This is a genomic window from Salinicoccus jeotgali (assembly GCF_039538805.1).
Lineage (GTDB): Bacteria > Bacillota > Bacilli > Staphylococcales > Salinicoccaceae > Salinicoccus > Salinicoccus jeotgali.
Genome location: NZ_BAABCK010000023.1, coordinates 69,351 through 92,091, shown reverse-complemented (window position 1 = coordinate 92,091; position 22,741 = coordinate 69,351). Strand labels below are relative to the sequence as shown.

Below are 22,741 nucleotides of genomic sequence, written 5' to 3'. Positions count from 1 at the left end.
TGATGGGCATGAAGTACCCTAAAGGCACGAAGCCCCGGCACAACAATCCTGCTTCCCGGAAGAAGTCGAGAAGCGGGACGGTCCGCTACGGATCGCGGGGAATGACGCTGGAAAAAGATCTTGACCATACCAATCAATTCTACCTGGAGACGGGACGGGCCGTCATACACAAGAAACCGACGCCCGTGCAGATCGTCAATGTGGACTACCCGTCAAGAAACAGGGCCAAGATCGATGAAGCCTACTTTAAAGTACCGTCGACAAGCGACTACAATGGCATATATCGAGGGAAATATATAGACTTTGAAGCGAAGGAAACGCACAACGAGTCCCGTTTCCCCTTCATCAACATACATGAACACCAGGTTGACCATATGACACGGTGCCATAGGCATGGCGGCTTAGTCTTTATCATCCTCCGCTTTTCATTCTATGGGGAGACGTATATGATGCCCTTTGAAAAGTTCCTGCCGTTTTGGGATGCTTATAAAGATGGTGGCAGAAAATCAATCAGATATCAAGACATCAAGGATGAGAGCATCCTGCTTAAGCAGGCCATAAACCCGCGCATCCAATATTTGGACGCTGTAGATGAATTCTATTTCGAGAATGGAGAATGACAATGGCACAAAATTATAAGAGAAGTTCTGGAAAGCCACAGAAGAAAGGTGGAAAACGCTCCAGGTCATCAATGATCAAACGCATAGTTTTATGGCTCCTGCTCATCGGCCTGGTCATGCTGGTTGTCGGGTCCTTCCTGTTCGCCTACTATGCATCGAAAGCCCCCGCCTTCAGCGAGGAGAAGCTGAAAGACCCGATACCTGCTAAAATATACGATAAGGACGATGAATTGGTCACGAAATTGTTTGAAGGCCAAAAGCGGGAACTGCTGGACATCGACAATACGCCGGAATACGTCACCGACGCTGTGCTGTCGGTTGAGGACGACCGTTTCTATGAGCATGGGGCTGTGGACTTCCGGAGACTCGGCGCAGCGGTGCTCAACAACGTTACGGATGGTTTCGGCAGTCAGGGAGCGAGTACAATCACGCAGCAAGTCGTCAAACGGGTCTTTCTGACCGAAGAGAAGACCATCGCCCGAAAGGCACAGGAAGCGTATCTCGCCTATCGCCTGGAACAGGAATATTCGAAGGACGAGATACTCGAGATGTACTTGAATAAAATCTACTACTCGGATGGGATATACGGCATCAGGACAGCTTCAAAATACTATTTCGACAAAGAGCTTGATGAATTGAACCTGGCGGAAACAGCCTACCTTGCCGGATTGCCGCAGCTGCCCAACCGGTATAATCTATATGTAGATGGCGAATCGGGAACCAACCGGGCCCACACTGTACTGAATCTCATGCTGCATCATGAACGCATCACCGAAGAGCAGTACAATGAAGCGATTAATACTGACATCACAGCAAATCTTGTGAACCGTTCAGAAGAAGAGCGTGCCTCGAGCGAGCCGGAAGATCCTGAATACGCCTCATATATAAATATGGTCAAGCAGGAACTTCAGACGAATGATAAATTCAAAGATATGGAGCTTGGTGAAGCGCTGGCAAGCGGTCTGTCGATCTACACGAATATGGACAGTGATGTCCAAGCAGAGCTTCAGACTATGGTCAATGACAGAGATTATTATTATAATGAAAAATTCAAAAGCGAGCACTTCAATATTGCTTCCACTATACTGGACACGGAGACGGGTAACCTGGTCGCCGTCTCCGGCGGACGCGATTACCGTGAAGTCGTCATGCACAACCAGGCATTGGTCAAAAAGAACGTGGGGTCCACAATGAAGCCTTTCCTCTCCTACGGCCCTGCCATAGAACATATGAAGTGGCGGACGGATCACCTCATTGAAGATGAAATGGAATACCAACCTGATGGCTTCAGCAATACAATCAGCAACTATGATATGAAGGATCACGGGGAGGTTACGATGAGGGATGCCTTGAGGCAGAGCTTCAATATCCCGGCAGTCAAGACTTTTGAGGCCGTAAAGGAAGAAGCGGGAGAGAATGCACCCGAAAAATTTGCGGAAAATGTCGGACTTGAGTACAGCACTGAGGACGAAGACGATCTGTCATTGACGTTCAATGATGTGCTCGGGGGCGGTGACCATTCACAGTTCAGTCCACTGGAAATGGCCCAAGCCTACGCTTCTTTCGGCAACGGCGGAACATACAATGAAGCGCAGTCAATCCGCTACGTCGTCACCGATGAAGGCGAAACCATAGAGTTTGAGAGCGAATCCGAAAAGGCGATGGAAGATTATACAGCCTACATGATGACGGATATGCTAAAAGGCACTTTCGAACCTTACGGCAGTGCAGACTTCATTCCAATGAATGGCCTGAATATAGCCGCCAAAACAGGAACCACTTCCTACTCGAAAGAATTGAGGGAAGAAAATAACCTGCCCGACAATGCAGCGAAAGATGCCTGGATTGTAGGATACACACCTGAGTACACGATGAGTGTGTGGACCGGGTTCAACAAAACCCTTGAAAATGGTGAGGCGTCATTCGTCGGTCAGGATGAGCACATTACGCCGCAATGGTTCTTCAGGGATATCATGCAGTCGATCAGCACCTATAATGGACAAGATTTCGCAAGGCCTGATAGCGTTGTCCAGGTGAACGGCAATGAACTCGCCGTTCGGGGCAATGAAGGACTTCAGTCTACAGAATCCGGCAGAAGACAACAACAGAACACTGAAACCGAGAAAACAGTAGAAGAACCAAGTCAGGTCATTACAGAAAGTGAAGAAGAACCAAGCACGCAGGAAAATACTACTGAACCATCAACACAGGAAGAGACTACCGAAGAGCCAACTGAGGAAACGACTTCTGAACCGGTCCAGGAAGAAACAACTGAAGAGCCGACCCAGGAAGAAGCCACTGAAGAGCGGACAGAAGAACCGACTTCTGAACCGACTGAGGAGCAGACGGAAGAAGCGGCGCCTTCTGTTGAAGAACCAGTGGAGGAACAGACGGAAGAAGAGACAGATGAAGCGGCATAAAAAATAAGCACCCCAGCTGGGGTGCTTATTTTTTGTTTCTCCTGACGCAATAGGAGGCGTGCTTTTTAACGAATTCCGTATAAATCAAATTCAACTGGACGATGCTGTGGTATTTATAGGGGTTGGCTTTTATATAAGAAATCCTGTCGCAGTAATTAAGGGGGAGGACTTCTGGGTGATCGTCTGCTTCTAGTTCCGATAAGTGCTTTTGGATATGATCGGTGACGAGTGAATAGTATTTGTCGTAAAGGTCATGGTCAGGCTGATGGGCATTTTTGATGAGTGAACCGTAGACTGCCTCGATCGTCACAGTAGCCCTGCCTTCTTCATCCGTTTTTGCCCTTCCCTACAATCGTCGAGAAGCGGACACGCTTCACACTTCGGGTTTCTCGCGGTGCAGTGGTATCTGCCGAAGAAGATCATCTGATGATGGGTCCTACTCCATCTATCTTCAGGGACTTTCTTCATGAGGGTCTGTTCCACCTCAAGCACAGAGTCTTTATACCGTGCAATGCCCAATCGCTTGGATACACGTTCGACATGCGTGTCCACCGCAATTCTCGGGACGCCGAATGCCACTGAAATTACAACATTTGCGGTTTTTCGGCCGACTCCAGCAAGGCTGACCAGATCATCGTAATTATCAGGAATTATTCCGTCAAAACGCTCAATGACATCTTTGCTTAATTTTTGGATGTTTTTGGCTTTATTTCGAAACAGGCCGATTGATCTGATGTCCTGTTCCAGCTCAGCCTGCTCGACCGCAATAAAATCCTCGGGTCCTTTATATTTCTTAAAGAGCTCACGAGTCACCTTATTGACGAGGTTATCTGTACATTGTGCAGAAAGGAGTACGGCTATAGTCAGTTCAAACGGGTTCTTATGGACGAGTTCACACTCGGCATCTGGGAACATGGCGTCAATCTTATCTATCATTTCTATGGTTTTTTTCCGGCTAATCAAAGACATCTTCTCCTTCCAACCAAGATCTGAGGGGCATATGGGTGCTGGTTTGAGGTGACTTCTTGCTTCTCGGCTGACTGAGGATGCGCTCGACATACTGAAGGGATGTCACTTGATTCTGATAGGCAAGATCGACAGCTTCTTTTATTGACTCAGCACTATTTGCTGGGTCTTCAAGCCAGCTGTTGATCCTTTCGAATTCATTCGGGCTGATGACACGGCCATACAGTGCTTCAATATATTCGAATAACGAGCGTATTTCCGAAGGATCCGGCTCTGCTGCTTTTTCCTCGATGAACTGTGGAAGTTTCCTGAACAGTGGTTCGAGCGAGAAATGTTCGACATACCGGCCTTCATCTTTGACTGTTTCGACCTCAAGCAGTCCGTTTTCGATCAGATGTTGGATGACATCCGAAACTTCTCCAAATGATATCGTCATCCCTTCAGAAAGGTGTTTGAAGTCAGGCAGTTCTGCTGACTTCTGACGAATATCAGACAGTCTTATGACGATGATCAATGATTTCTCATCCAACCCGAGTTTAGAGTAATTGTCGAGTAGAATTTTATTGACCGGCACATTCATATACTGTATATAATCTGCAAGCATGATAAAAGCTCCTTATAAAAATATCGCCTTGCGGCGATATTGGTTTTATGGGTAGAGGCGGTTGAGCAGGCGTGGGAATGGTGCTGTTTCCCTGACATGCTGTACACCACTCAGCCAGGCAACAGTACGCTCGAGGCCGAGTCCGAAGCCGGAATGCGGCACGCTGCCGTACTTCCTCAATTCAAGATACCATTCATAGGCATCAAGGTTGAGTCCGCTTTCTTCTATCCTTTGTTTTAATGTGTCATAGTCATGGATTCTTTCACTGCCTCCAATGACTTCTCCATACCCTTCCGGTGCAATCAGATCGGCACATAGGACGGTACGTGGATCCTCGGGATTCTCTTCCATATAGAATGATTTTATCTCTTTTGGATAGTTGATTATGAAGACGGGTTTATCGAAGTGGTTGGCGATTTCGGTTTCATGTGGCGCTCCGAAGTCATCCCCCCACTCTATATCTTCAAAACCTTTTTCCTTCAACAATTCTATCGCATCAGTATAAGTGATGCGCGGAAACGGCGCTTTGATCCTCTCAAGCGCTGCTGTATCACGGTCAAGCCGTTCAAGGTCGAGCTTGCAGTGTTCCAGAACTTGCGTAACCAAGTATTCTACATACTGTTCCTGAACTTCGAGGCTGTCCTCATGCTTATAGAATGCCATTTCCGGTTCGATCATCCAGAACTCTATAAGGTGTCGCCTTGTCTTCGATTTTTCGGCACGGAATGTAGGTCCGAAAGAGAACACTTTTCCATGTGCCATTGCTGCCGCTTCTGCATATAGTTGGCCACTTTGTGAGAGGTAGGCATCTTCATCGAAATATTTCGTATGGAACAGCTCTGTCGTACCTTCCGGTGAACTGCTTGTCAGTATCGGCGGATCGATCTTTTTGTAGCCGTTGTCGAAGAAATAGTCATAAGTGCTCTTGATGATCTGGTTGCGGATGTTCATGACGGCGTGCTGCTTCTTCGAACGCAGCCACAGATGCCTGTTGTCCATAAGGAATTCAGCGCCGTGATTTTTCGGTGTGATCGGATATCCATGGGACTCATGGATGATTTCAATGCCCTCGACTTCCATCTCATATCCAAACGAAGAGCGGTCATCAGCTTTGATGGTGCCGGTAATATACATGGAGGTTTCCTGGTTGAGGCCCTTGGCGGTTTCGAACAGACTTTCGTCATTTTCTTTTACTACGATGCCTTGCATGAAACCTGTCCCGTCTCTAAGTTGCAGGAACTGAATCTTGCCGCTCCCTCTTTTCTGGAGCAGCCAGCATCCTATCGTTACTTTCTGTCCTTCATGTTTTGGTGCCTGGTTAATTGAAATCTTCATGTCAAACTCCTTTTGCATGTTGTGCTATGAATTTTTTGATGCGTTCAAGCGCTTTTTCCATATCTTCTGCGCTCAATGAATAGCTCAGGCGGATGTTGTCGGGTGAACCGAAACCGGACCCCGGCACTACAGCCACATGTTGCTCTTCAAGCAGTTGTGCGACGAAGTCATCGACACTATCGAATCCGCATTTAACAGCACACTCCTTGAAATTCGGGAAGAGGTAGAACGCGCCTTCTGGTTTTATGCAAGTTATATACGGCAGCTCCATCAATTTACTGTACGCTTTATCCCGGCGTTCCCGGAAAGTATTGTTGTATTCGACCAGATACGATTCTTCCATTTCGTAAGCCGCCACCGCAGCCCATTGTGAGGGTGTGGCAGGGTTTGATGTCGAATGGGTCGTCAAGTCAGTCATGGCCTTCATGAGGTCACGATCGCCACAAGCGTAGCCGATGCGCCATCCGGTCATCGCATGGGATTTGCTGACACCATTTACGATGATGGTGTTCTGCTTCATCTTATCGCTCATCGAGGCGATCGAGATGTGTACATTATCGTAGACGAGTTTTTCGTATATTTCATCAGCCACTACGATTATATCCGTCTCTTCGAGATAATCTGCAAGTGCCTGGAGTTCGTCTTCTGTATAGACCATGCCACTTGGGTTGCTTGGTGAGTTGAGGAGCAGCATGCGTGTACGGTCGGTCACGTGGCGCTGAAGTATTTCCGGCGTCATTTTAAAGGACGTGGATTCATCTGTATGCATGATGACTGGCTTACCTTCAGCCAGTTTGACCTGTTCAGTGTAACTTACCCAGTAAGGGGTCGGTATCAGGACTTCATCCCCTGGATTCAAGGTCGCCTGGAAGATGTTGTAGAGGACATGCTTTGCACCGCTTCCAACGAAAATCTCTGAAGTGTCGTATTGCAGGTCATGGTCCATTTTCATCTTTTTTGAAATGGCTTCTTTAAGCTCTGGAACACCAGAGGCAGCGGTGTATTTGGTATGGCCTTCTTTTAGCGCCTGATAGGTTTTCTCGATGATCTCATCTGGTGTATTGAAGTCAGGTTCTCCTGCTCCAAGGCTGATGACATCAACGCCCTGGGCTTTCAGTTCTCTTGATTTGGCTGTGATGGCCAATGTCTGGCTTGGTGTGATGTTCTTTATTTTTTTAGAGAGTTGCATCGTCTGTCTCCTTTAATAGTGTTATATCCATTATAAGTCACGAAGCAAAGCTTTGAAAGACTCAGTGTTTCCTTCTATGACGTTTTCGTCAGGGAAGTATTTCAGAAAGGCATTTTTATACCTTCTGCTGAGCAGCCGTTTATCGAACAGGAACAGAAGCCCCTTGTCAGATGGTTTGCGATGGATGCGCCCTGCTATTTGACGGAATTGAAAAACAGCTTCCGGCAGATCATTTTTATAGAAATGCCTGAAGTCCGGCTGTTTTGGCACGGGGAACGGTAATTTTGTCAGCATTAGGCTCTTCAGTCCATCCCCCTCTATATTGATGCCTTCGTTGAAACTGGAAGTGCCAAGCAAAATGCTGCGTTCCAACTGATTGAATTGGGCCAATAACTTGTCGCTGGCCATTCCTCTCGTCTGCCTAAGTATGACGAAGCTTTCGAATGTTTCGATGGCTTCCATGTATTCATATACCTTATCAAGCAGTTCATAATTGGAGAATAGAATCATTAGTTTTTGATCCGTTTCACTCAAATAGACGGCCATGTATTCCACGATTGACGAGATGAAGGCATCGTCATTGATATTGTAGTCCGGCACATCTTCAGGAATGAAGAGCTTCGTGCTGTTGAACAGGGAATCATTCGCAAAAACTTTGGTGCGGGGCTCATGCTCTCCGAACCAATAATCAAGGTGGCTGAAGCCGCCGTTCACCTCGAGGGTCCCTGAGAGCAGGATGGATGCCGAGTCGCGCACCACCCTCTCTTTGATGGTCTCCATATCATCAAGCTGTATATGGATTTTTATCTTTTGGAAATTAACGTCAACATCAAGAGAAAAGCGCTCATTTTGAAGCCCTTCGTATATCTGTTTAAGCACCATAGCATAATGGTGCATATGGTTATAGATTGCCTGGTAGTCGCCTGTGTCCCTGACGATGCCAAGGAATGTCGAGGCATGTCTTGAGCCTGTCTCAAGATGTGCCATAAGCTGGTTTCTATTGCCGGCCGAGATGGCGCTGAAGATATTATCGATATTATGGTTGATGCGTTTTAATATATCCTCCAGCATTTCGGCATCCGCCGCAACATTCTGTTCAAGGTAGGTAGAGAGTAATCTATCCTGATTGGTGGTGCCTATCTGTCCAATGAAGAACTTCATGTCCTGATAGCCATAGGAGACCTTCAGACGCTCATCGAGCGCGCGCTTCAGCTGATGGGCCTCATCGATGACAAGCACTTCTAAATCCTGTAGGTATTCAGCACAGTCTGTAAGGAAATAATGGTTGGTCACTATCAAAGTCGACTCTTCGGCACGTTTTAGGGCACGGTTGAAGAAAATCTCCCCGAGTGTCCCGGATTGGATCGACGCAGTCCGGTAGTAGGATTTTTCAGGTCCCCTTAAATGTATTTCCGCTATATCCCCTGTTTCAGTTTCCAAAAGCCATACGAGCAATTTCATCTTCAACTGTATGATTTCTGTATTATCATCTTCAGCGGAGAGCAGAAGTTCTACGGCATCGAGATCAATGTAATTATCTTTTCCCTTCAAGCTGGCTGTCGGTATATCTTTGCCAAGCGCCGCCTGCAGCGATGCCAATTCATCTTTGATGATCTGGTTCTGCAGAATCTTCTTCGACGTGGATATCAACACCCGTTTTCCATACAACGAATGATAGCTTACGGCTGCAATAAGAAAAGCGATGGTTTTCCCAATACCAGTATACGCTTCCACCGCGAGGTTTTCAGATCGTTCCATCGCTTCGAATATTTCTTTCGCAAGATGCAGCTGGTCCGCCCTGAAGTCTTTATGTGACCAGCGTATGTAGGCATTATATATTTCGTCTACTGACTTGGGAATAGCGTCTGCCGTCTTCGTTTTGACTCTGCGGATATAGAAGGTGCCATACCGCTCGAGATGGGTCGTCTTTGATGATGTAGACTCTGCTGCTACAGAAAAGATCAGATCTGAAAGGTTAAATTTCAGGGGTTTGGATAAATGATACAAAAGCTTCAATGTTTCTGTATCAAGTGCAGTGATTTTAGTGAGCAGATGGATAAGCAGTCGTGCGGTTGCCCGCGCATCTTCATCAGCCCTATGAGCGTTTGACAGTTCAAGATCCAATACCTGCGCAATTTCATTGAGCTGAAAGCGCTCAAGCGTGGGCAGGAAGATTTTGGAAAGTTCAACAGTGTCGAGAAGATATAATGGTTGGAAGGAAATGCCACAGGACTTGAAGGCTACTTCAAGAAACCCGTAGTCGAATTCCACATTATGTGCTGTGAAAACGCAGCCTTCAAGTATGTTCGCGATGTGCTTTGCAACCTGTTTAAACTTTGGCGCACCTTCAAGCATCCCGCTGTCAATCCCCGTCAAATCTTGGATGAAAGGAGAGAGCGTGACTTCATCCGACAGGAATGTAGTATACTGATCGACTATCTTCAAGTTTTCAACTATTACAATACCTACTTGTATAATGCTGTCCCTATTCCGATTGTTGCCTGTTGTTTCAAGGTCTACAACCGCAAATTTCTGATGTTGCATCTTATCACCGATTCCCCACTATAATTCTATATCTGCACTGATTACTTTTCTGAGCCGACCATTTTCATCCACCACTTCAAGGAAGCCATCCTCATTTATGTCAAGTGCCCTAGCCATGTATGAATCTCCGGTCTCGCTGATTTTTAAGTATTTGTCGAATATTATCGACTTGGCCTTCCATTCGTCCCTGATGGCAGTGAATGAATGCTTGAGGAACAGATCATAATAGTGTTCCAGGTTTTTAAAGAGAGTCTTAATGAAAACATCTGTATCCAGACTTTCCCCTTCAGCCATCTCCGCTTCGATGGAAGTTGCCTTTGGCAAGGAAGACAAAGCCGCGTCTTTGAATATATTGATGCCGATGCCGCATACCACAGCATTGACGGCATTTCCTTCACTCACTACTTCCGTCAAGAATCCGCATACTTTCTTATTATTGATATATATATCATTTGGCCATTTTATGCCGCTCGGTAAATTAAAAGTTTCATCAATGGACCTGGAGATGGCCAACGATATGAACAAATTGAACCGGATGATGTCCGTTAACGGCACGTCCGGTCTCAATACGAGTGAGATGTAGAGCCCCCGCTGTTTAGGGGAGGCCCAGTCACGATTGAATCGGCCACGCCCCTTCGTCTGCTCCTCTGAAACCACGACAAATGCACTGTCATAGATATCGAGCATCTTAAAAGCGATATTCTGCGTCGAGTCGACCGTCTGCAGATATTCGATGTGCCCGAACACTTCAGAGTGCTCCACCAGAACTTCCAAGGCGGTCTGATTTATGTAGCCAGGTGGAGCAATCAACCGATGACCTTTATTCGGGACAGAAGTAATCTGATAGCCTTCGGCTTTTAGCGCTTTAATGCTTTTCCATACTGAAGTTCTGGATATGCCAAGCTGATTCGCCATCGACTGGCCCGAAATGTATTCATCACTCTTCAATAATCTTAATATGTCCTGTTTCGATTTCGACATGGGCGCCCATCCATTTCATGATTTCATTCTTGTCATTCTTTAAATTGCCACGTAGAATCTCTTCTTCAAGCGCCTCCATGATTGTGCGGATCCACTTGCCGCCAGGCAGATTAAAATAAGCCATAAGTTGTTTGCCATCGATGGCAATATCTTTTTGTGAATGTATCGGCAAATCCGATTTAACCCCTATCGCGGCAGTTATATTCTGCACCTTCAGCGGTGAGGAGAAAAAAGGATTGGCACCCATCATGGAGGAAGCGACAGATAGTATTCTATCAGAAAAATTATATGCAAGCATCAAGTAATCTTTTCGTTCAGCATGCTCCGACAATTTTAATATCTGGTTGATTTCATTTTTCATCTCGTTGGAAAGTTTCAAAGTATTGAGCGCATCATATAAATCTCCATCCAGCCAAATCTGCAGTGCAATCTCTTCCAATAATGATCCTGGCCGTGTTTTGAGGAACGATGTTTCGCACACAAGCTTGAAGAAAGGGAGATGCGCTGTAATTCCAGTTTTGATAAGGACGTGTTTTGCTTTTATATTATCCTGCCCAGCATACAGTTTTACAAGTTCTGCTACTGTTCGCTCTACAGCCACATGTTCAAGGTATTGGGCGCTCTTGGTCATGGCGTTCTGTGTGGCTGATTCGACATCAAACTGAAGCTGGGAAGAGAAGCGTGCCGCCCGCAACATCCTGAGGGCATCTTCACCGAATCGTTCCCTTGGGCATCCGACAGTCCGGATGATTCCACCTGCTATATCGGCTTTGCCTGAATAGGGGTCCAAAATCTTGAAATCTTCATCCATGGCCATCGCATTCATCGTAAAATCCCTGCGCTCCAAGTCCGTATAAAGGTGATTGGTGAAAGAAACGCGGTCCGGCCTGCGGAAATCACTGTAGCCTTCTTCTGTGCGGTACGTCGTGACTTCAAAAGAGACACCTGAAATCCTTACGATGACCGTGCCATGTTCCTTACCTACGTCGATCGTCTGCGGGAATAATGATTCTGTCTGATCTGGAAGAGCGTTGGTTGTGATATCTACATCATTTACCGTGCGTCCCATATGGTAATCCCGTACGCAGCCTCCAACAAAGTATCCCTCAAACCCGTTAGATTTCAATGTCTTCAATATTTCTCCACCTAAAGTAAATAACTCATGCATTGTCTGCATCTCCTAACAGATCTCCATAAAGCTTCTCGTACTGACTGACGATGACATTTGAGTGGAATCTTGATGCAATATCCGACAACATATTCTCTTGCATTTCCTTATATAAGGAAGGGTCTTTCGCCAGTTGCATGATATGTTCTCCAGCACTTCTGTAGTCCCCCACCTCAACTAGAAATCCAGTGTCTTCATTTCTGATCACTTCACTGATTCCACCGGCCACACTGCCGATAGGGACCGCGCCGCAGTTCATCGCTTCGAGCAAGGCTAATCCGAAGCTTTCCTTCTCACTCAACAACAAGAAGATGTCGCTCATCAGATAGAATGATCGTACATCCGTCTGCTGGCCAGCGAAGATGACATGGTCCTTTAGCCCCAGTGACTTTACCAGCCTTTTGACACTGTTCATTTCGGGACCATCACCCACCAGTATCAGCACCCCATCGAGTGCTTCATGCACAGTATGGAAGGCCCGCACTATATCATCGATGCGCTTGATCTTCCTGAAATTTGAGGTGTGCATCAATACGACAGTGTCTTCATCTATACTGAAACGATCCTTCATCTTCTGCTTAGTCATCATGCGCTGTTCAACATTAAAATAATTTTCATCGACGAAATTATGTACAGTGCGGATCTCTTTCTCCGTCTCTATCACAGCTTTCGTCTGTTCCTTTAAGCTCTCGGAAACTGCCGTAACAGCATCAGAGCCGTTTATGCCAAAACGGATGGCGCTTACTAACGACATATCGTAGCCGAGCACCGTGATGTCCGTACCGTGGAGAGTGGTTACAACCGGCACCTCCCGTCCAGCCATCTGCCTTGCCAGTATGCCACATACGGCGTGGGGCACTGCGTAATGCATGTGGATGATGTCCAGGTTGTGCTCAAGAATCACTTCAGAAATTTTACTTGCGATGGTTATGTCATATGGTGGATAGCGGAAAACGCTGTAATCATTGATGTCCGTCTGGTGAATATAGATGTTGGGATGGCTTGTGCTTAGACGGAACGGTACGTTGGAAGTTATAAAATGGACCTCATGCCCCCGCTCTGCCATCTGCATACCAAGTTCGGTGGCGATGATTCCGCTGCCCCCCACACTTGGATAACATGTAATGCCAATTTTCATAGTGTTACTCCCTTTCCGTGCGTGTCAGATGGTACAAGACTGCTTCCGCAGTGCCCTCATTGGTTGCTAGAGGCACGTCATAGACATCGGATAACCTGAGCAGGGCGGTAACATCCGGTTCGTGCGGTTGGGCAGTGAGTGGATCCCTGAAAAAGATGATACAGTCTATGGCTTTATTCGCGACCATAGCACCTATCTCCTGGTCGCCCCCTAGGGGACCGGATTTACAGCGGTTGACCGGCAAACCTGTATGCTCAATGATGCGTCCTCCGGTAGTCCCTGTCGCAAAGAGCTCTTGATTTTTGAAGAAATCCAAGTGGATGTCCATAAAACGTAAGAGGTCATCCTTTTTCTTATCATGTGCAATCAATGCAATCTTCATGTTCATCATCCTTTTCTGATCATTCAATGATCGATATTCAAAAGAGTATATATTGTCGAGTTTACTTCATATCATCATTATTTTACCAGAGTTCAAGACAAATAAAAAAGGAACCCTCCAAAAGGGTTCCAGAAAAACTATCAATTGCTTCCACGTGCAATGAGGATGAACCGGACCAGTTCTGCCACAGCGACAGCAGTCGCGGCGACATAAGTCATGGCCGCTGCATTCAAGACCTTCTTGGCATGACGGTATTCCTTCTCATTGACGATATTCAAAGTCTCTATCTGGTTCATGGCGCGTTTTGAAGCATCGAATTCGACCGGTAGCGTGACCACCTGGAAGAGTACTGCAAAAGCCATAAGTGCGATACCGCCCCATAGGAGCATTTCACCCAGTCCACCACCTGCATTGCTTTGTGCATAGGTGATGAGCATTCCTGCAATGATGAGGAAGTACGAGAAATTACTGCCAATTTGTGCGAGTGGGAACAGTGCGGAGCGGAAGTTCAGGAAAGCATATCCTGTTGCATGTTGGATTGCGTGCCCCACTTCGTGCGCTGCTACCGCGGTTCCGGCAACACTAGGCGTATCATAGTTGTGGGGGGATAGAACTAGTTTTTTATTCTTGGGATCGTAGTAGTCGCTCAGAAATCCTTTGCCTCTTTCAACGGACACGTCGTAGATGCCATTTTCCTTCAAAATTTCCTCTGCGACTTCACGTCCTGTCAGGCCGCTGGTTGATCGCACACGGGAATACTTATTGAATGTGGATTTTACATTCATTTGTGCGAGCATTGGAACAACCATAAGGATTACAAAATATAGAATGATATACACGTGTATTCCAACCTCCATTATTTTTACATACTTTATTTTACTTCAAATTTCAGTATCCCGTCAATCAGAACGCCTTTCTACCAGTTGATGTAGCAGCACCAGCACCAACACACTCAGCCAGAACGAAAAATACCCGATATGATCCTGGTATTGGACGAGATTACCATATACGGGGTACTGATCATAGACATAATCCACCACGTCATTATGGAACAGCCATATTGCAGTGATATAGAAATGACTTTGTTTTATTTCAAGATGTGGCAGGAATAGGAACGCCTGTATAGCCATTATGCTGTGGCTTGCTATAAGCATAAGTCCTATCCACGAAACAAAACCTGTTTCTATGAAAGTCAGGAAGTTCATCACCACTGCCCATACGCCGTATTTTATAAGCGTGGTAAAGGCAAGCGCATCCATCAGCCCCCATCTTTTGCCAAGGAGAATCAGCACGATAACTATGCATAGGAAAAGCGTGGCCGTCGGACTATCCGGGACGAAAGGCATGAAGTACCATTCGGTTGAACCCAACTGTCCCCTATACCACCAATACCCATACAAAGTCCCGAGTATATTTGAAATGAGCAGGAGCAATAAAAAAGCCCTGTTGTACATTAGGTCCAGTAGCTTATACATATAAACATTCCCTTATTAAAAAAAGCCCTATTCCTAGGGCTTTTTGACTTATCGATCTGTAGCGTGACGCTCCCAGAAGAACTTATTCGTCTTCTGAAGTTTCTTCAAGGTTTGCTACAAATTCTGAGATTTGCTTTATTTCATCGTCTGAAAGTTGATCTTTGAATGCTGGCATATCCCCTGAGCCGTTCTCTACGAATGCCTGTACAGTTTCAGGAGCGAGATCGGCTTCAACCAGGTTTGGACCTGAAGCACCGGTCAGCTCACCGCCGTGGCAACTTGTACAGTTCGTTTTGATGAGGTTCTGGTAGACAGGGTCTTCAGTATCCAAGTTGGAGAATACGATCTCCCCTTGCTGATTCTGTGTCTCCCAGTCGTGGTATGCCACTGATTCCCATGTAGTATAGAAAATAATCGCAAAAGAAATCAGCATCATTGCAGAAGCGACTGGACGTTTTGACCAGAGGCGTTCTTTATTGTTGTCAAGCCATGGTGCAAGAAGCAATGCACCTACACCAAGCCCCGGAATGACGATTGCGCCGATGATGTTGAACGGGCCGGATGCGTATGAGTATTTGAGTATCTGATAAAGGAACAGGAAATACCAGTCAGGTAACGGTATATAACCAGTGTCGGTAGGATCTGCTATACGCTCAAGCGGCGCAGGATCGGCCACTGTCAAACATAGGAACCCTATAAGGAAAACCGAACCAGTCACCCATTCTTTCAGAAGGAAATCAGGATAGAATTCTTCCGTGCGACCAGGAAATTCTGAATAGTCGCGATTTAGTTTTGGCTTTTCATACTTTTGTATTCTGGAATCGCCGACAAAAGTCAGCCCTTTTCCACGTTTCATATCAATTTACCTCCCTTGATTCCTATAGTGGTCCTGAGATGCCTTGTCTACGTATCATGATGAAGTGGATAGCCATCAGTACAAATAGAGCAGCAGGCAGGAAGAATACATGGATGGCAAAGAAACGTGTCAATGTCTGGGCACCGATGATCTGTTCATCACCAGCAAGCAACGTCTTAATCCATTCACCGACGAACGGTACACTCTCTGCAATTTCCAAACCTACTTTTGTGGCAAACAATGCTTTCATATCCCATGGCAGCAGGTAGCCTGTGAACGCCAGCCCAAGCATGACGAGGAACAGCAGTACACCAACGACCCAGTTGAGTTCACGTGGTGCTTTATACGATCCGGTAAAGAATACCCTGAGCGTATGTAGGAATATCATCACTACGACCAGACTTGCGCCCCAGTGGTGCATCCCTCTTACTATAAGTCCTGCAGCAACATCATGTTGCAGATAGTAGACGGAATTCCAAGCATTGACGATGTCCGGGACATAGTACATTGTCAGGAACATGCCCGACAATATTTGAATAACAGTGATGAAGAATGTTAACCCGCCGAAACAATAGACGAATGCTGAGAAGTGGTAGGCAGGGTTAACGTGTTCCGGCACTTCATGGTCAGCGACATCCCTCCATATAGGAGTGATGTCCATGCGATCGTCTATCCAATCATAGATTCTATTAAGCACATTATTCCCTCCTATATTAATTCACCAGTTCGTTAGGCTTCAATTCGCCTATTGTAATAAAACCATCGGACTTGCCGACTTCATACTGATCCAATGGTCCTCTTGGAGGAGTACCCGGAACATTCTTACCATTTTTCTCGTAAAGTCCATTATGGCATGGACAGAAGAAACGATTCGGGTTTGCATCATCACCCGCCCAGGTCACTGTACAACCGAGGTGCTTACATACCGGTGATAACGCTATGAGCTTATCTCCGTCCTTATACACCCAGGCGAAGTCAGTCACTTCACTCTTATACCAGCCATCCTGCTGCTCAAAGGAAAAGTCGACCTTCGTAGGCTCTTCAGTGATCTCATCGACTTTGATGCTCGTTGTGATCATAGCACCTTCTGCTTCACCTTGGAACAATGGATCGACGGCAAATCTTCCCATAGGTAGTATTATGCCGGCAGCCATGAATGAACCGACCCCCATCAGGGAATAGTTCAGAAATTGGCGTCTTGTTACTTTTTGCGACATTCGTATTTCCCCCCTCAAACGCGCGTTCTTTTACATATTAATATAACTAGGACAGTTCAATTTTAGCCTATTAGATGAGGCCGGTCAATAACGTATATCAAGTTTTGACAACGGCCTAAAGCATAATGGTGTAAAAACACCTATTTTTTATTGTTCCATACCGCAATGATTTGTTTCATCGTATCTTTGACCTCATCATCGATGAGGCTCATCTTCATATCTGCAGACATATCCTCCAAGGGGATGTGGTTCAATTGTATGCCATGTGTTCCTTCTACCTGAGGCACATTATGGGAAAGAATGATGATTTTCTTGAAGCCATAGTTGCGGAGCTGCTCAGAATAGTCCTCTACAACAGCCGTGATGCCATTGACGGTAACGACTGCAGGTGTGATGAAGAGTCTGCCTTTGAACTGTTTCTCAAGATGAACAGTGATCATCTGCATCATTTCCATATCGCTTGCGTGCATTTTAGGATCTTCGTTCATATCCCCATACGCAAAGGGAATGACAGCCGTATCCACAAATTCAATTTCATCTTTGAGCACATTGAGATCTTGATGGTTATAAAGCATCAGGTGCCCTCCTATCGGTTTGTTTTCTGCAAGTAATCGGTCAATTTTATGAAACGGTCGTGGTCTTTCCTGTCTAGGGCCTCATCAATCTGACTTAGCACGGCAGTACGGCTGAGGGCCATCAACTCTTCGTCCAGAGAGGATTCAAGTTCCTTTATTTGTTCATAACGGTTATCCTCATATCCTAACCTGAAAGTAAGCAGTAAAGGCTCGTCCTGATTCATATTCAATTCATGGAATATTACTTCACCATCTACAGTGATCGTATTCCCCTTCTCAAGCATGAGCGTTGGACCTTGTCCTGATGAAGCGACTTTAAGGTGACGTTCTATCTCCTGGTCATCTTGAAAGTGGATGTTACTTGAGATATCTGGATGCGATTTGATGAAGTTTAAGATCCATACCGCAATACGGTCATCAAAATCATAATTATATAAAATATAGTCAATGAAGTCTTTTCTATATTTCATCGTATTCGTCATCCAACCTCTCCTTTTCAAACTGCCATTCGACATTGTCAGGTTCAATCAACCTGAGTTTATCCAATACTTCCATTCTTGAAGGATGCCTGATCTCTGTCAGGTAACCATAATAATCCGTGTAGAATTCCAGCGAGTCTCCGATGAGCATTGCGGCTTCCTGATATAGCGATAAAGCATCATCGTCATTTTCATTTTCCTGTTGGATCTTGGCCAACAGATACAGACTTTCTCCAGACAACGCATGGATATCGAGATGCGAGGTATAGGCCCCTATTTCATCTGTCCTTGATGATTTCAATAAGGTTTCAAAAAGCATCAGGTAGGCATCATCATAATCTTCATCGAGTGCTATTGCACGACTGAAGTTTGTGATAGCTTCGTCAGACTCTCCACTCCTGAAATGCAGACGGCCCAAATGGAAGAAGAAGAGCGCATCCGTATCATCTTCCAGAATATATCTTTTAAGCAGATCTTTAGCCGCTTCGAGATCATGTTCCGTTTCATATATGTTCATCAGTAGAATATAGGAGTTGACGAAGTAAGGTTCGTTCTCGATGACCTTACCGAGTAGTTGTTTGGCAGATTCATATGATTGGAGCTGATAGTTGAGCAATGCCTTGCGGTAAAGGTCGTCATTGGTGTATTTGGACTCGTCTACAGCCTCAAAATAGTCTTTGGCGGACTCGAGCTCAAGTTGATTCATATGAAGTTCTGCCAAGCGTAGATTAAGTTCGATACCATTCACTTCATTGATATCATTTGCGGTGAGCATTTCATAGAAGCGGATCGCTTCCGGGAATTGTCCATCCTGATAGTGGATTTCTGCCAAACCGAAATCCAGTATCGGGTCATCAGAAAGCATTTTAGCTTCGTGAAGCGATTTGACGGCTACGTCATTCATGTTGAGCTGCTGGAATATTTCAGCTTTCAATATAAGGATAGCAGGCGTCTTCTCAGCGCTGTTCACCAAGCTCAAAGCCTCATCCAGTCGGCCGTCAGTTATCATGATGTCTATAAGGTAAGACAACACTTCATCATCATGCCCAACATGCGCGTTCAAATGGGTGAATACGGTCTCCCCTTCTTTATGGAGACCTAATGACATGAGGGCATCGCCAAGTATGAATAAGGCTTCCAGGTCTTCCTCTTCCGTCAGCTTGGGAACTTCAGCCAATACCTCATTCAATTTTGATTCCGGGTGTTCCCCTTTCCTCAAAAGGTCAACTACTTCATAAATCTGATTTTGCATATGCTATGCATCCTTTCTTAACGCCTCGAGGTCTGCCATAAAATCCGGATAGGAAATATCTATGGCCGTCATATCATCTATATCAAGTGGTTGGTCCATCACGATTCCCAACACAATCAGCATCATGATGATCCGATGGTCGTCATATCCTCTCATGGACACTCCCTCAGCCAGGTGAATTTTTTCTAGGGAAACTGTAAATCCATCATTGTATTCCGTAAATTCGAATCCGAATTTTGATAACTCATCGATGACGGCGCGAATCCGATCTGTCTCTTTATATCTGAGCTCTACAGCATCCCTTACCGTGCATGGTCCATCACTATGGGCGGTCAGTAGTGTCAGGATCGGAATTTCATCAATTAATCTTGGGATGAGTGCTCCTGAGATTTCAAAGCCTTTCAATTTGGGGGTATAGATAGCGCGGATGTTTCCAATGGGTTCACCTGTCATCGAAGTGGGTTCAACGGTGATGTCAGCTTCCATCATCTCCAACACATCTATAATGCCAGAACGTGTTTCATTGAGGGAAACGTTCTCGATGGTGATGTCGGAACCTGGTTTGAGAATTGCCAACACCAGTAGGAACGCCGCCGAAGATATATCTCCAGGTACTACTACATCGGCAGGGCTCAACTCTTTACCACCATCCAATGTGATTACTTGGTCATCAACCGAGATGTCGGCCCCAAATTCCTCCAACATGAGCTCACTGTGGTTCCTGGACGGCGAGGGTTCGGTTATGACGCTTTTGCCCTCAACAAACAATCCCGCAAGAAGCAGTGCACTTTTAACTTGTGCACTTGCGACCGGCATAGTATATGAGATGGGTGACAGCCCAGCCTTGCTTATCTCGATTGGAGGATATTTGTCATTCTTCAGGGCAATGCGTGCGCCCATCTGTTCAAGGGGTTCTTTAATGCGGTCCATCGGGCGCTTCGATATGGAGGCATCCCCTATTATTTCAGCTTCCAGTCCAATTCCGGCAATCATTCCAGTCAACAACCTGGCGGTAGTTCCGGAATTACCGGCATATAATGGTGCACTAGGGGAGTGGAGGTGCTTTCTTCCTGGAGAATCGACTCTCCACCCTTCGGCCTCAGTCACTATTTCGACGCCCAGAGACTCCATACATGCTTTCGTAGCATATGTGTCTTCGCTGAGGAGGGGGTCTTTCACATGAGAGGTCCCCTTCGCCAATGAAGCGAACATAAGGCTTCTATGGGTGATCGATTTGTCGCCTGGAACTTTCAGGGTGCCGTAAAACCGGCTGTTCATCAATGTTTTCATAATGTCTCCTTTAACTCTTCAAGAAGCTGGATCAGGTGCTCCTTTGCGATTTGTTGATAGTGGCATACCCCTATCTCCGTCATTAAGATGAAACCGATGCTCGTGTCATCCTGATTTTTCTTGTCCTTCGACATAAGGGCGATCAGCTTTTCGACATCCATATGCTTTAGAGTATCCATCGGATAACCGAGCCGTTTGAAGTACCTGTAATAGGACGATAGCTCAAACACTTGAGCGTTTGAGTTTGAATTTGACACATGCATCATGATGTAGAGGCCAAGTACCACCGCTACGCCATGGGGTAGCTTGTCATTGTATTCTATTGCATGGCCGAATGTATGTCCAAGATTAAGGTATCTTCTTATACCTGCCTCTTTTTCGTCCTGTGTGACATGCCGCATCTTCGTTCTTATACCACTTATGATATACGGTTCCAGACTCTCTAACTGGATGTTTTCGGTGGTTTTTGACATCAATGAATGAACAGTGTCCTCTCCGTCGAGCAATGCATGCTTGAAGACTTCCCCAAATCCGCTTCTCAGTTCTTCCTGGGGTAATGTCTTCAGGAAACTCAAATCATATATGACTGCTTGAGGCCTATAGAATGTACCAATTAAGTTTTTGCCGTGGGCACTGTTTATAGCAGTCTTTCCGCCTATTGATGAATCATGTGCCAAAAGCGTTGTCGGTATCTGGATATAGTCTACGCCCCTCAATACAGTAGATGCAATAAAACCACCAACGTCACCAGAAGCACCGCCGCCAATCACAATGATCAGATCATTTCTGTGGATGCCTTTAGAGAGGAGTGTTTCCATAACATGGGCATAGGATTGGAAGTTTTTGGATTTTTCGCCACCTTCCAATATAATGGGTTGGTAGACCAAAGCATCAATGGTGCTGGAGTAGAGGGTGTAGACGCTCTGGTCCACCAATGTGTGGATTGTTCCATAGTGCGCCGTGTACTTCAAAAGTTTCTCTTCCAATATCCCCCAGCCTATATGAATCGTATAGTTGTTGTCATTATAGGTGGTCTCTATATCCATCTAGTACTCCTTTGTTCTTTCCTTGTATCGTTCTACAGCAGCGAGGAGTTCGCTGAAGTCATCATGAGGGAATTTCTCGAGCACAGCGCGTGCCATTTCAATGGCCACCATATGTTCACACACTACAGATGCAGCAGGAACTGCACAAGCGTCACTACGTTCTATCGTTGCTTTGAATGGTTCCTTAGTGTTGATGTCTACACTGAATAGAGGCTTGTATAATGTTGGAATAGGCTTCATTACAGCTTTTACGATAATCGGCATTCCTGTTGTCATGCCGCCTTCAAAACCGCCGAGGTTGTTGGTGCGTCTATGGTACCCTCTTTCCTCGGTATAGAGGATCTCATCCTGGACTTCAGAACCTGGAGTGGACCCTGCCCTGAAGCCGATGCCGAATTCTACACCTTTGAAGGCATTTATGCTGATGATGCTGCCTGCAATCTTGCCATCGAGTTTACGATCATAATGGACATGACTCCCAAGCCCAGGAAGTGGATTTTCAACAATGACTTCCACTATACCGCCGATCGAGTTCCCTTGTTTTTTTGTTTCGTCTATCAGAGTTTCCGCTTCCTTGGTCTTCTCTTCTGACACCATGCGGACTGATGATTCGGCTGGACGGTCGCGGCGCTCTTCCATACTGTAGTCGCCTGAATCCTCGACGCTGCCGATCTGATTGACGCGGCTGTAGATGCGGATATCGAGTGCATGCAGCAGTTCCTTACTCAACGCGCCTACCGCTACACGTGCAGCAGTTTCCCTGGCGGAAGACCGCTCAAGTATATTGCGGAGGTCCCGTACATTGTATTTCATCCCGCCAACCAGATCTGCATGACCGGGACGCGGTTTGGTGATGACACGCCTCAGCGATTCCTGTTCTTCTGGAGTGAGAGGCTCACTTCCCATGATTTTACTCCAGTGTTTGAAGTCATCATTGATGATTTCAATCATTATCGGGCTGCCGAGTGTTTTGCCGTGTCTGATGCCACTTCCGAACTGGAAGGTATCCTTTTCGATCTGCATGCGACGTCCCCTGCCGTAACCACCCTGACGTTTGAGCAATTCTTGCGTCATCCTCTCCTTATCAATCGGAAGATTGGATGGAAAACCCTCAACTATTGCGGATAATTTTGGGCCGTGCGACTCCCCTGCTGTTAAAAATCTCATGTAAATAGCCTCCCATTTAATTTTTTATACTAAAAAA

The 22,741-nt window shown here is 46.0% G+C and carries 23 protein-coding genes; 2 read left to right on the top strand and 21 right to left on the bottom strand.

Features of this window, described 5'->3' with window-relative positions; all coding sequences use genetic code 11:
• Nucleotides 1–2: 2 nt before the first annotated feature.
• Nucleotides 3–620, top strand: a complete 618-nt coding sequence (gene recU, locus ABD734_RS07460) for a Holliday junction resolvase RecU (RefSeq protein WP_425568373.1) — start codon at nucleotides 3–5, stop codon at nucleotides 618–620.
• A gap of 2 nt (nucleotides 621–622) precedes the next feature.
• The gene (locus tag ABD734_RS07455) at nucleotides 623–3,040 is read left to right on the top strand and encodes a transglycosylase domain-containing protein (protein ID WP_344703006.1); all 2,418 of its coding nucleotides are present in this window, start codon (nucleotides 623–625) and stop codon (nucleotides 3,038–3,040) included.
• 25 nt (nucleotides 3,041–3,065) lie between these two features.
• Here ABD734_RS07455 and ABD734_RS07450 read toward each other — a convergent pair whose 3' ends face one another.
• The 21 genes from ABD734_RS07450 to aroC form a co-directional block, all read right to left on the bottom strand.
• Nucleotides 3,066–3,350, bottom strand: a complete 285-nt coding sequence (locus tag ABD734_RS07450; RefSeq protein WP_344703004.1) for a YpoC family protein — start codon at nucleotides 3,348–3,350, stop codon at nucleotides 3,066–3,068.
• The gene (gene nth, locus ABD734_RS07445) at nucleotides 3,347–4,003 is read right to left on the bottom strand and encodes an endonuclease III (protein ID WP_344703002.1); all 657 of its coding nucleotides are present in this window, start codon (nucleotides 4,001–4,003) and stop codon (nucleotides 3,347–3,349) included. The genes ABD734_RS07450 and nth overlap by 4 nt, the downstream gene beginning before the upstream one ends.
• Nucleotides 3,996–4,610 (bottom strand): DnaD domain-containing protein, encoded by a 615-nt coding sequence (locus tag ABD734_RS07440; RefSeq protein ID WP_344703000.1) that lies wholly within the window; start codon nucleotides 4,608–4,610, stop codon nucleotides 3,996–3,998. Before ABD734_RS07440 ends, nth begins: the two co-directional genes overlap by 8 nt.
• 45 nt (nucleotides 4,611–4,655) lie before the next feature.
• Nucleotides 4,656–5,945: an asparagine--tRNA ligase gene (gene asnS, locus ABD734_RS07435; RefSeq protein ID WP_344702998.1), complete on the bottom strand. Its 1,290-nt coding sequence runs from the start codon at nucleotides 5,943–5,945 to the stop codon at nucleotides 4,656–4,658.
• A 1-nt stretch (nucleotide 5,946) separates the two neighbouring features.
• Nucleotides 5,947–7,134 (bottom strand): pyridoxal phosphate-dependent aminotransferase, encoded by a 1,188-nt coding sequence (locus ABD734_RS07430; RefSeq protein ID WP_344702996.1) that lies wholly within the window; start codon nucleotides 7,132–7,134, stop codon nucleotides 5,947–5,949.
• Between the two features lie 30 nt (nucleotides 7,135–7,164).
• On the bottom strand, nucleotides 7,165–9,678 hold the full coding sequence (locus ABD734_RS07425) for a helicase C-terminal domain-containing protein (protein ID WP_344702994.1): 2,514 nt from the start codon (nucleotides 9,676–9,678) through the stop codon (nucleotides 7,165–7,167).
• 18 nt (nucleotides 9,679–9,696) lie between these two features.
• The gene (locus ABD734_RS07420; RefSeq protein WP_344702992.1) at nucleotides 9,697–10,659 is read right to left on the bottom strand and encodes a biotin--[acetyl-CoA-carboxylase] ligase; all 963 of its coding nucleotides are present in this window, start codon (nucleotides 10,657–10,659) and stop codon (nucleotides 9,697–9,699) included.
• Nucleotides 10,616–11,827 (bottom strand): CCA tRNA nucleotidyltransferase, encoded by a 1,212-nt coding sequence (locus tag ABD734_RS07415; RefSeq protein ID WP_344702990.1) that lies wholly within the window; start codon nucleotides 11,825–11,827, stop codon nucleotides 10,616–10,618. Before ABD734_RS07415 ends, ABD734_RS07420 begins: the two co-directional genes overlap by 44 nt.
• On the bottom strand, nucleotides 11,820–12,965 hold the full coding sequence (gene bshA / locus ABD734_RS07410) for an N-acetyl-alpha-D-glucosaminyl L-malate synthase BshA (RefSeq protein WP_344702988.1): 1,146 nt from the start codon (nucleotides 12,963–12,965) through the stop codon (nucleotides 11,820–11,822). The genes ABD734_RS07415 and bshA overlap by 8 nt, the downstream gene beginning before the upstream one ends.
• Before the next feature lie 4 nt (nucleotides 12,966–12,969).
• Nucleotides 12,970–13,347 (bottom strand): methylglyoxal synthase, encoded by a 378-nt coding sequence (locus ABD734_RS07405; protein WP_344702986.1) that lies wholly within the window; start codon nucleotides 13,345–13,347, stop codon nucleotides 12,970–12,972.
• 140 nt (nucleotides 13,348–13,487) lie between these two features.
• A complete protein-coding gene (locus tag ABD734_RS07400; protein WP_344702984.1) occupies nucleotides 13,488–14,204 on the bottom strand; it encodes a zinc metallopeptidase in 717 nt (238 codons plus the stop codon).
• 42 nt (nucleotides 14,205–14,246) lie between these two features.
• On the bottom strand, nucleotides 14,247–14,822 hold the full coding sequence (locus ABD734_RS07395; RefSeq protein ID WP_344702982.1) for a DUF1405 domain-containing protein: 576 nt from the start codon (nucleotides 14,820–14,822) through the stop codon (nucleotides 14,247–14,249).
• A gap of 82 nt (nucleotides 14,823–14,904) precedes the next feature.
• Entirely contained in the window at nucleotides 14,905–15,678 is a 774-nt protein-coding gene (locus ABD734_RS07390) for a menaquinol-cytochrome c reductase cytochrome b/c subunit (protein WP_344702980.1), read from the bottom strand.
• A 22-nt stretch (nucleotides 15,679–15,700) separates the two neighbouring features.
• Complete coding sequence (gene qcrB / locus ABD734_RS07385) at nucleotides 15,701–16,375, bottom strand: menaquinol-cytochrome c reductase cytochrome b subunit (protein ID WP_344702978.1); 675 nt, start codon at nucleotides 16,373–16,375, stop codon at nucleotides 15,701–15,703.
• A gap of 16 nt (nucleotides 16,376–16,391) precedes the next feature.
• Nucleotides 16,392–16,895: a Rieske (2Fe-2S) protein gene (locus tag ABD734_RS07380; RefSeq protein ID WP_344702976.1), complete on the bottom strand. Its 504-nt coding sequence runs from the start codon at nucleotides 16,893–16,895 to the stop codon at nucleotides 16,392–16,394.
• A gap of 140 nt (nucleotides 16,896–17,035) precedes the next feature.
• Nucleotides 17,036–17,470, bottom strand: coding sequence for a DUF2487 family protein (locus tag ABD734_RS07375; protein ID WP_344702975.1), 435 nt, complete (start codon nucleotides 17,468–17,470; stop codon nucleotides 17,036–17,038).
• A gap of 11 nt (nucleotides 17,471–17,481) precedes the next feature.
• Entirely contained in the window at nucleotides 17,482–17,952 is a 471-nt protein-coding gene (locus ABD734_RS07370) for a YpiB family protein (RefSeq protein ID WP_344702973.1), read from the bottom strand.
• Nucleotides 17,930–19,201, bottom strand: a complete 1,272-nt coding sequence (locus tag ABD734_RS07365) for a tetratricopeptide repeat protein (RefSeq protein WP_344702971.1) — start codon at nucleotides 19,199–19,201, stop codon at nucleotides 17,930–17,932. The genes ABD734_RS07370 and ABD734_RS07365 overlap by 23 nt, the downstream gene beginning before the upstream one ends.
• Nucleotides 19,202–19,204: 3 nt before the next feature.
• Nucleotides 19,205–20,491 (bottom strand): 3-phosphoshikimate 1-carboxyvinyltransferase, encoded by a 1,287-nt coding sequence (gene aroA / locus ABD734_RS07360; RefSeq protein WP_344702969.1) that lies wholly within the window; start codon nucleotides 20,489–20,491, stop codon nucleotides 19,205–19,207.
• Nucleotides 20,488–21,537, bottom strand: coding sequence for a 3-dehydroquinate synthase (gene aroB, locus ABD734_RS07355; protein WP_344702967.1), 1,050 nt, complete (start codon nucleotides 21,535–21,537; stop codon nucleotides 20,488–20,490). Before aroB ends, aroA begins: the two co-directional genes overlap by 4 nt.
• On the bottom strand, nucleotides 21,538–22,704 hold the full coding sequence (aroC, locus tag ABD734_RS07350; protein WP_344702965.1) for a chorismate synthase: 1,167 nt from the start codon (nucleotides 22,702–22,704) through the stop codon (nucleotides 21,538–21,540).
• Nucleotides 22,705–22,741: the final 37 nt, after the last annotated feature.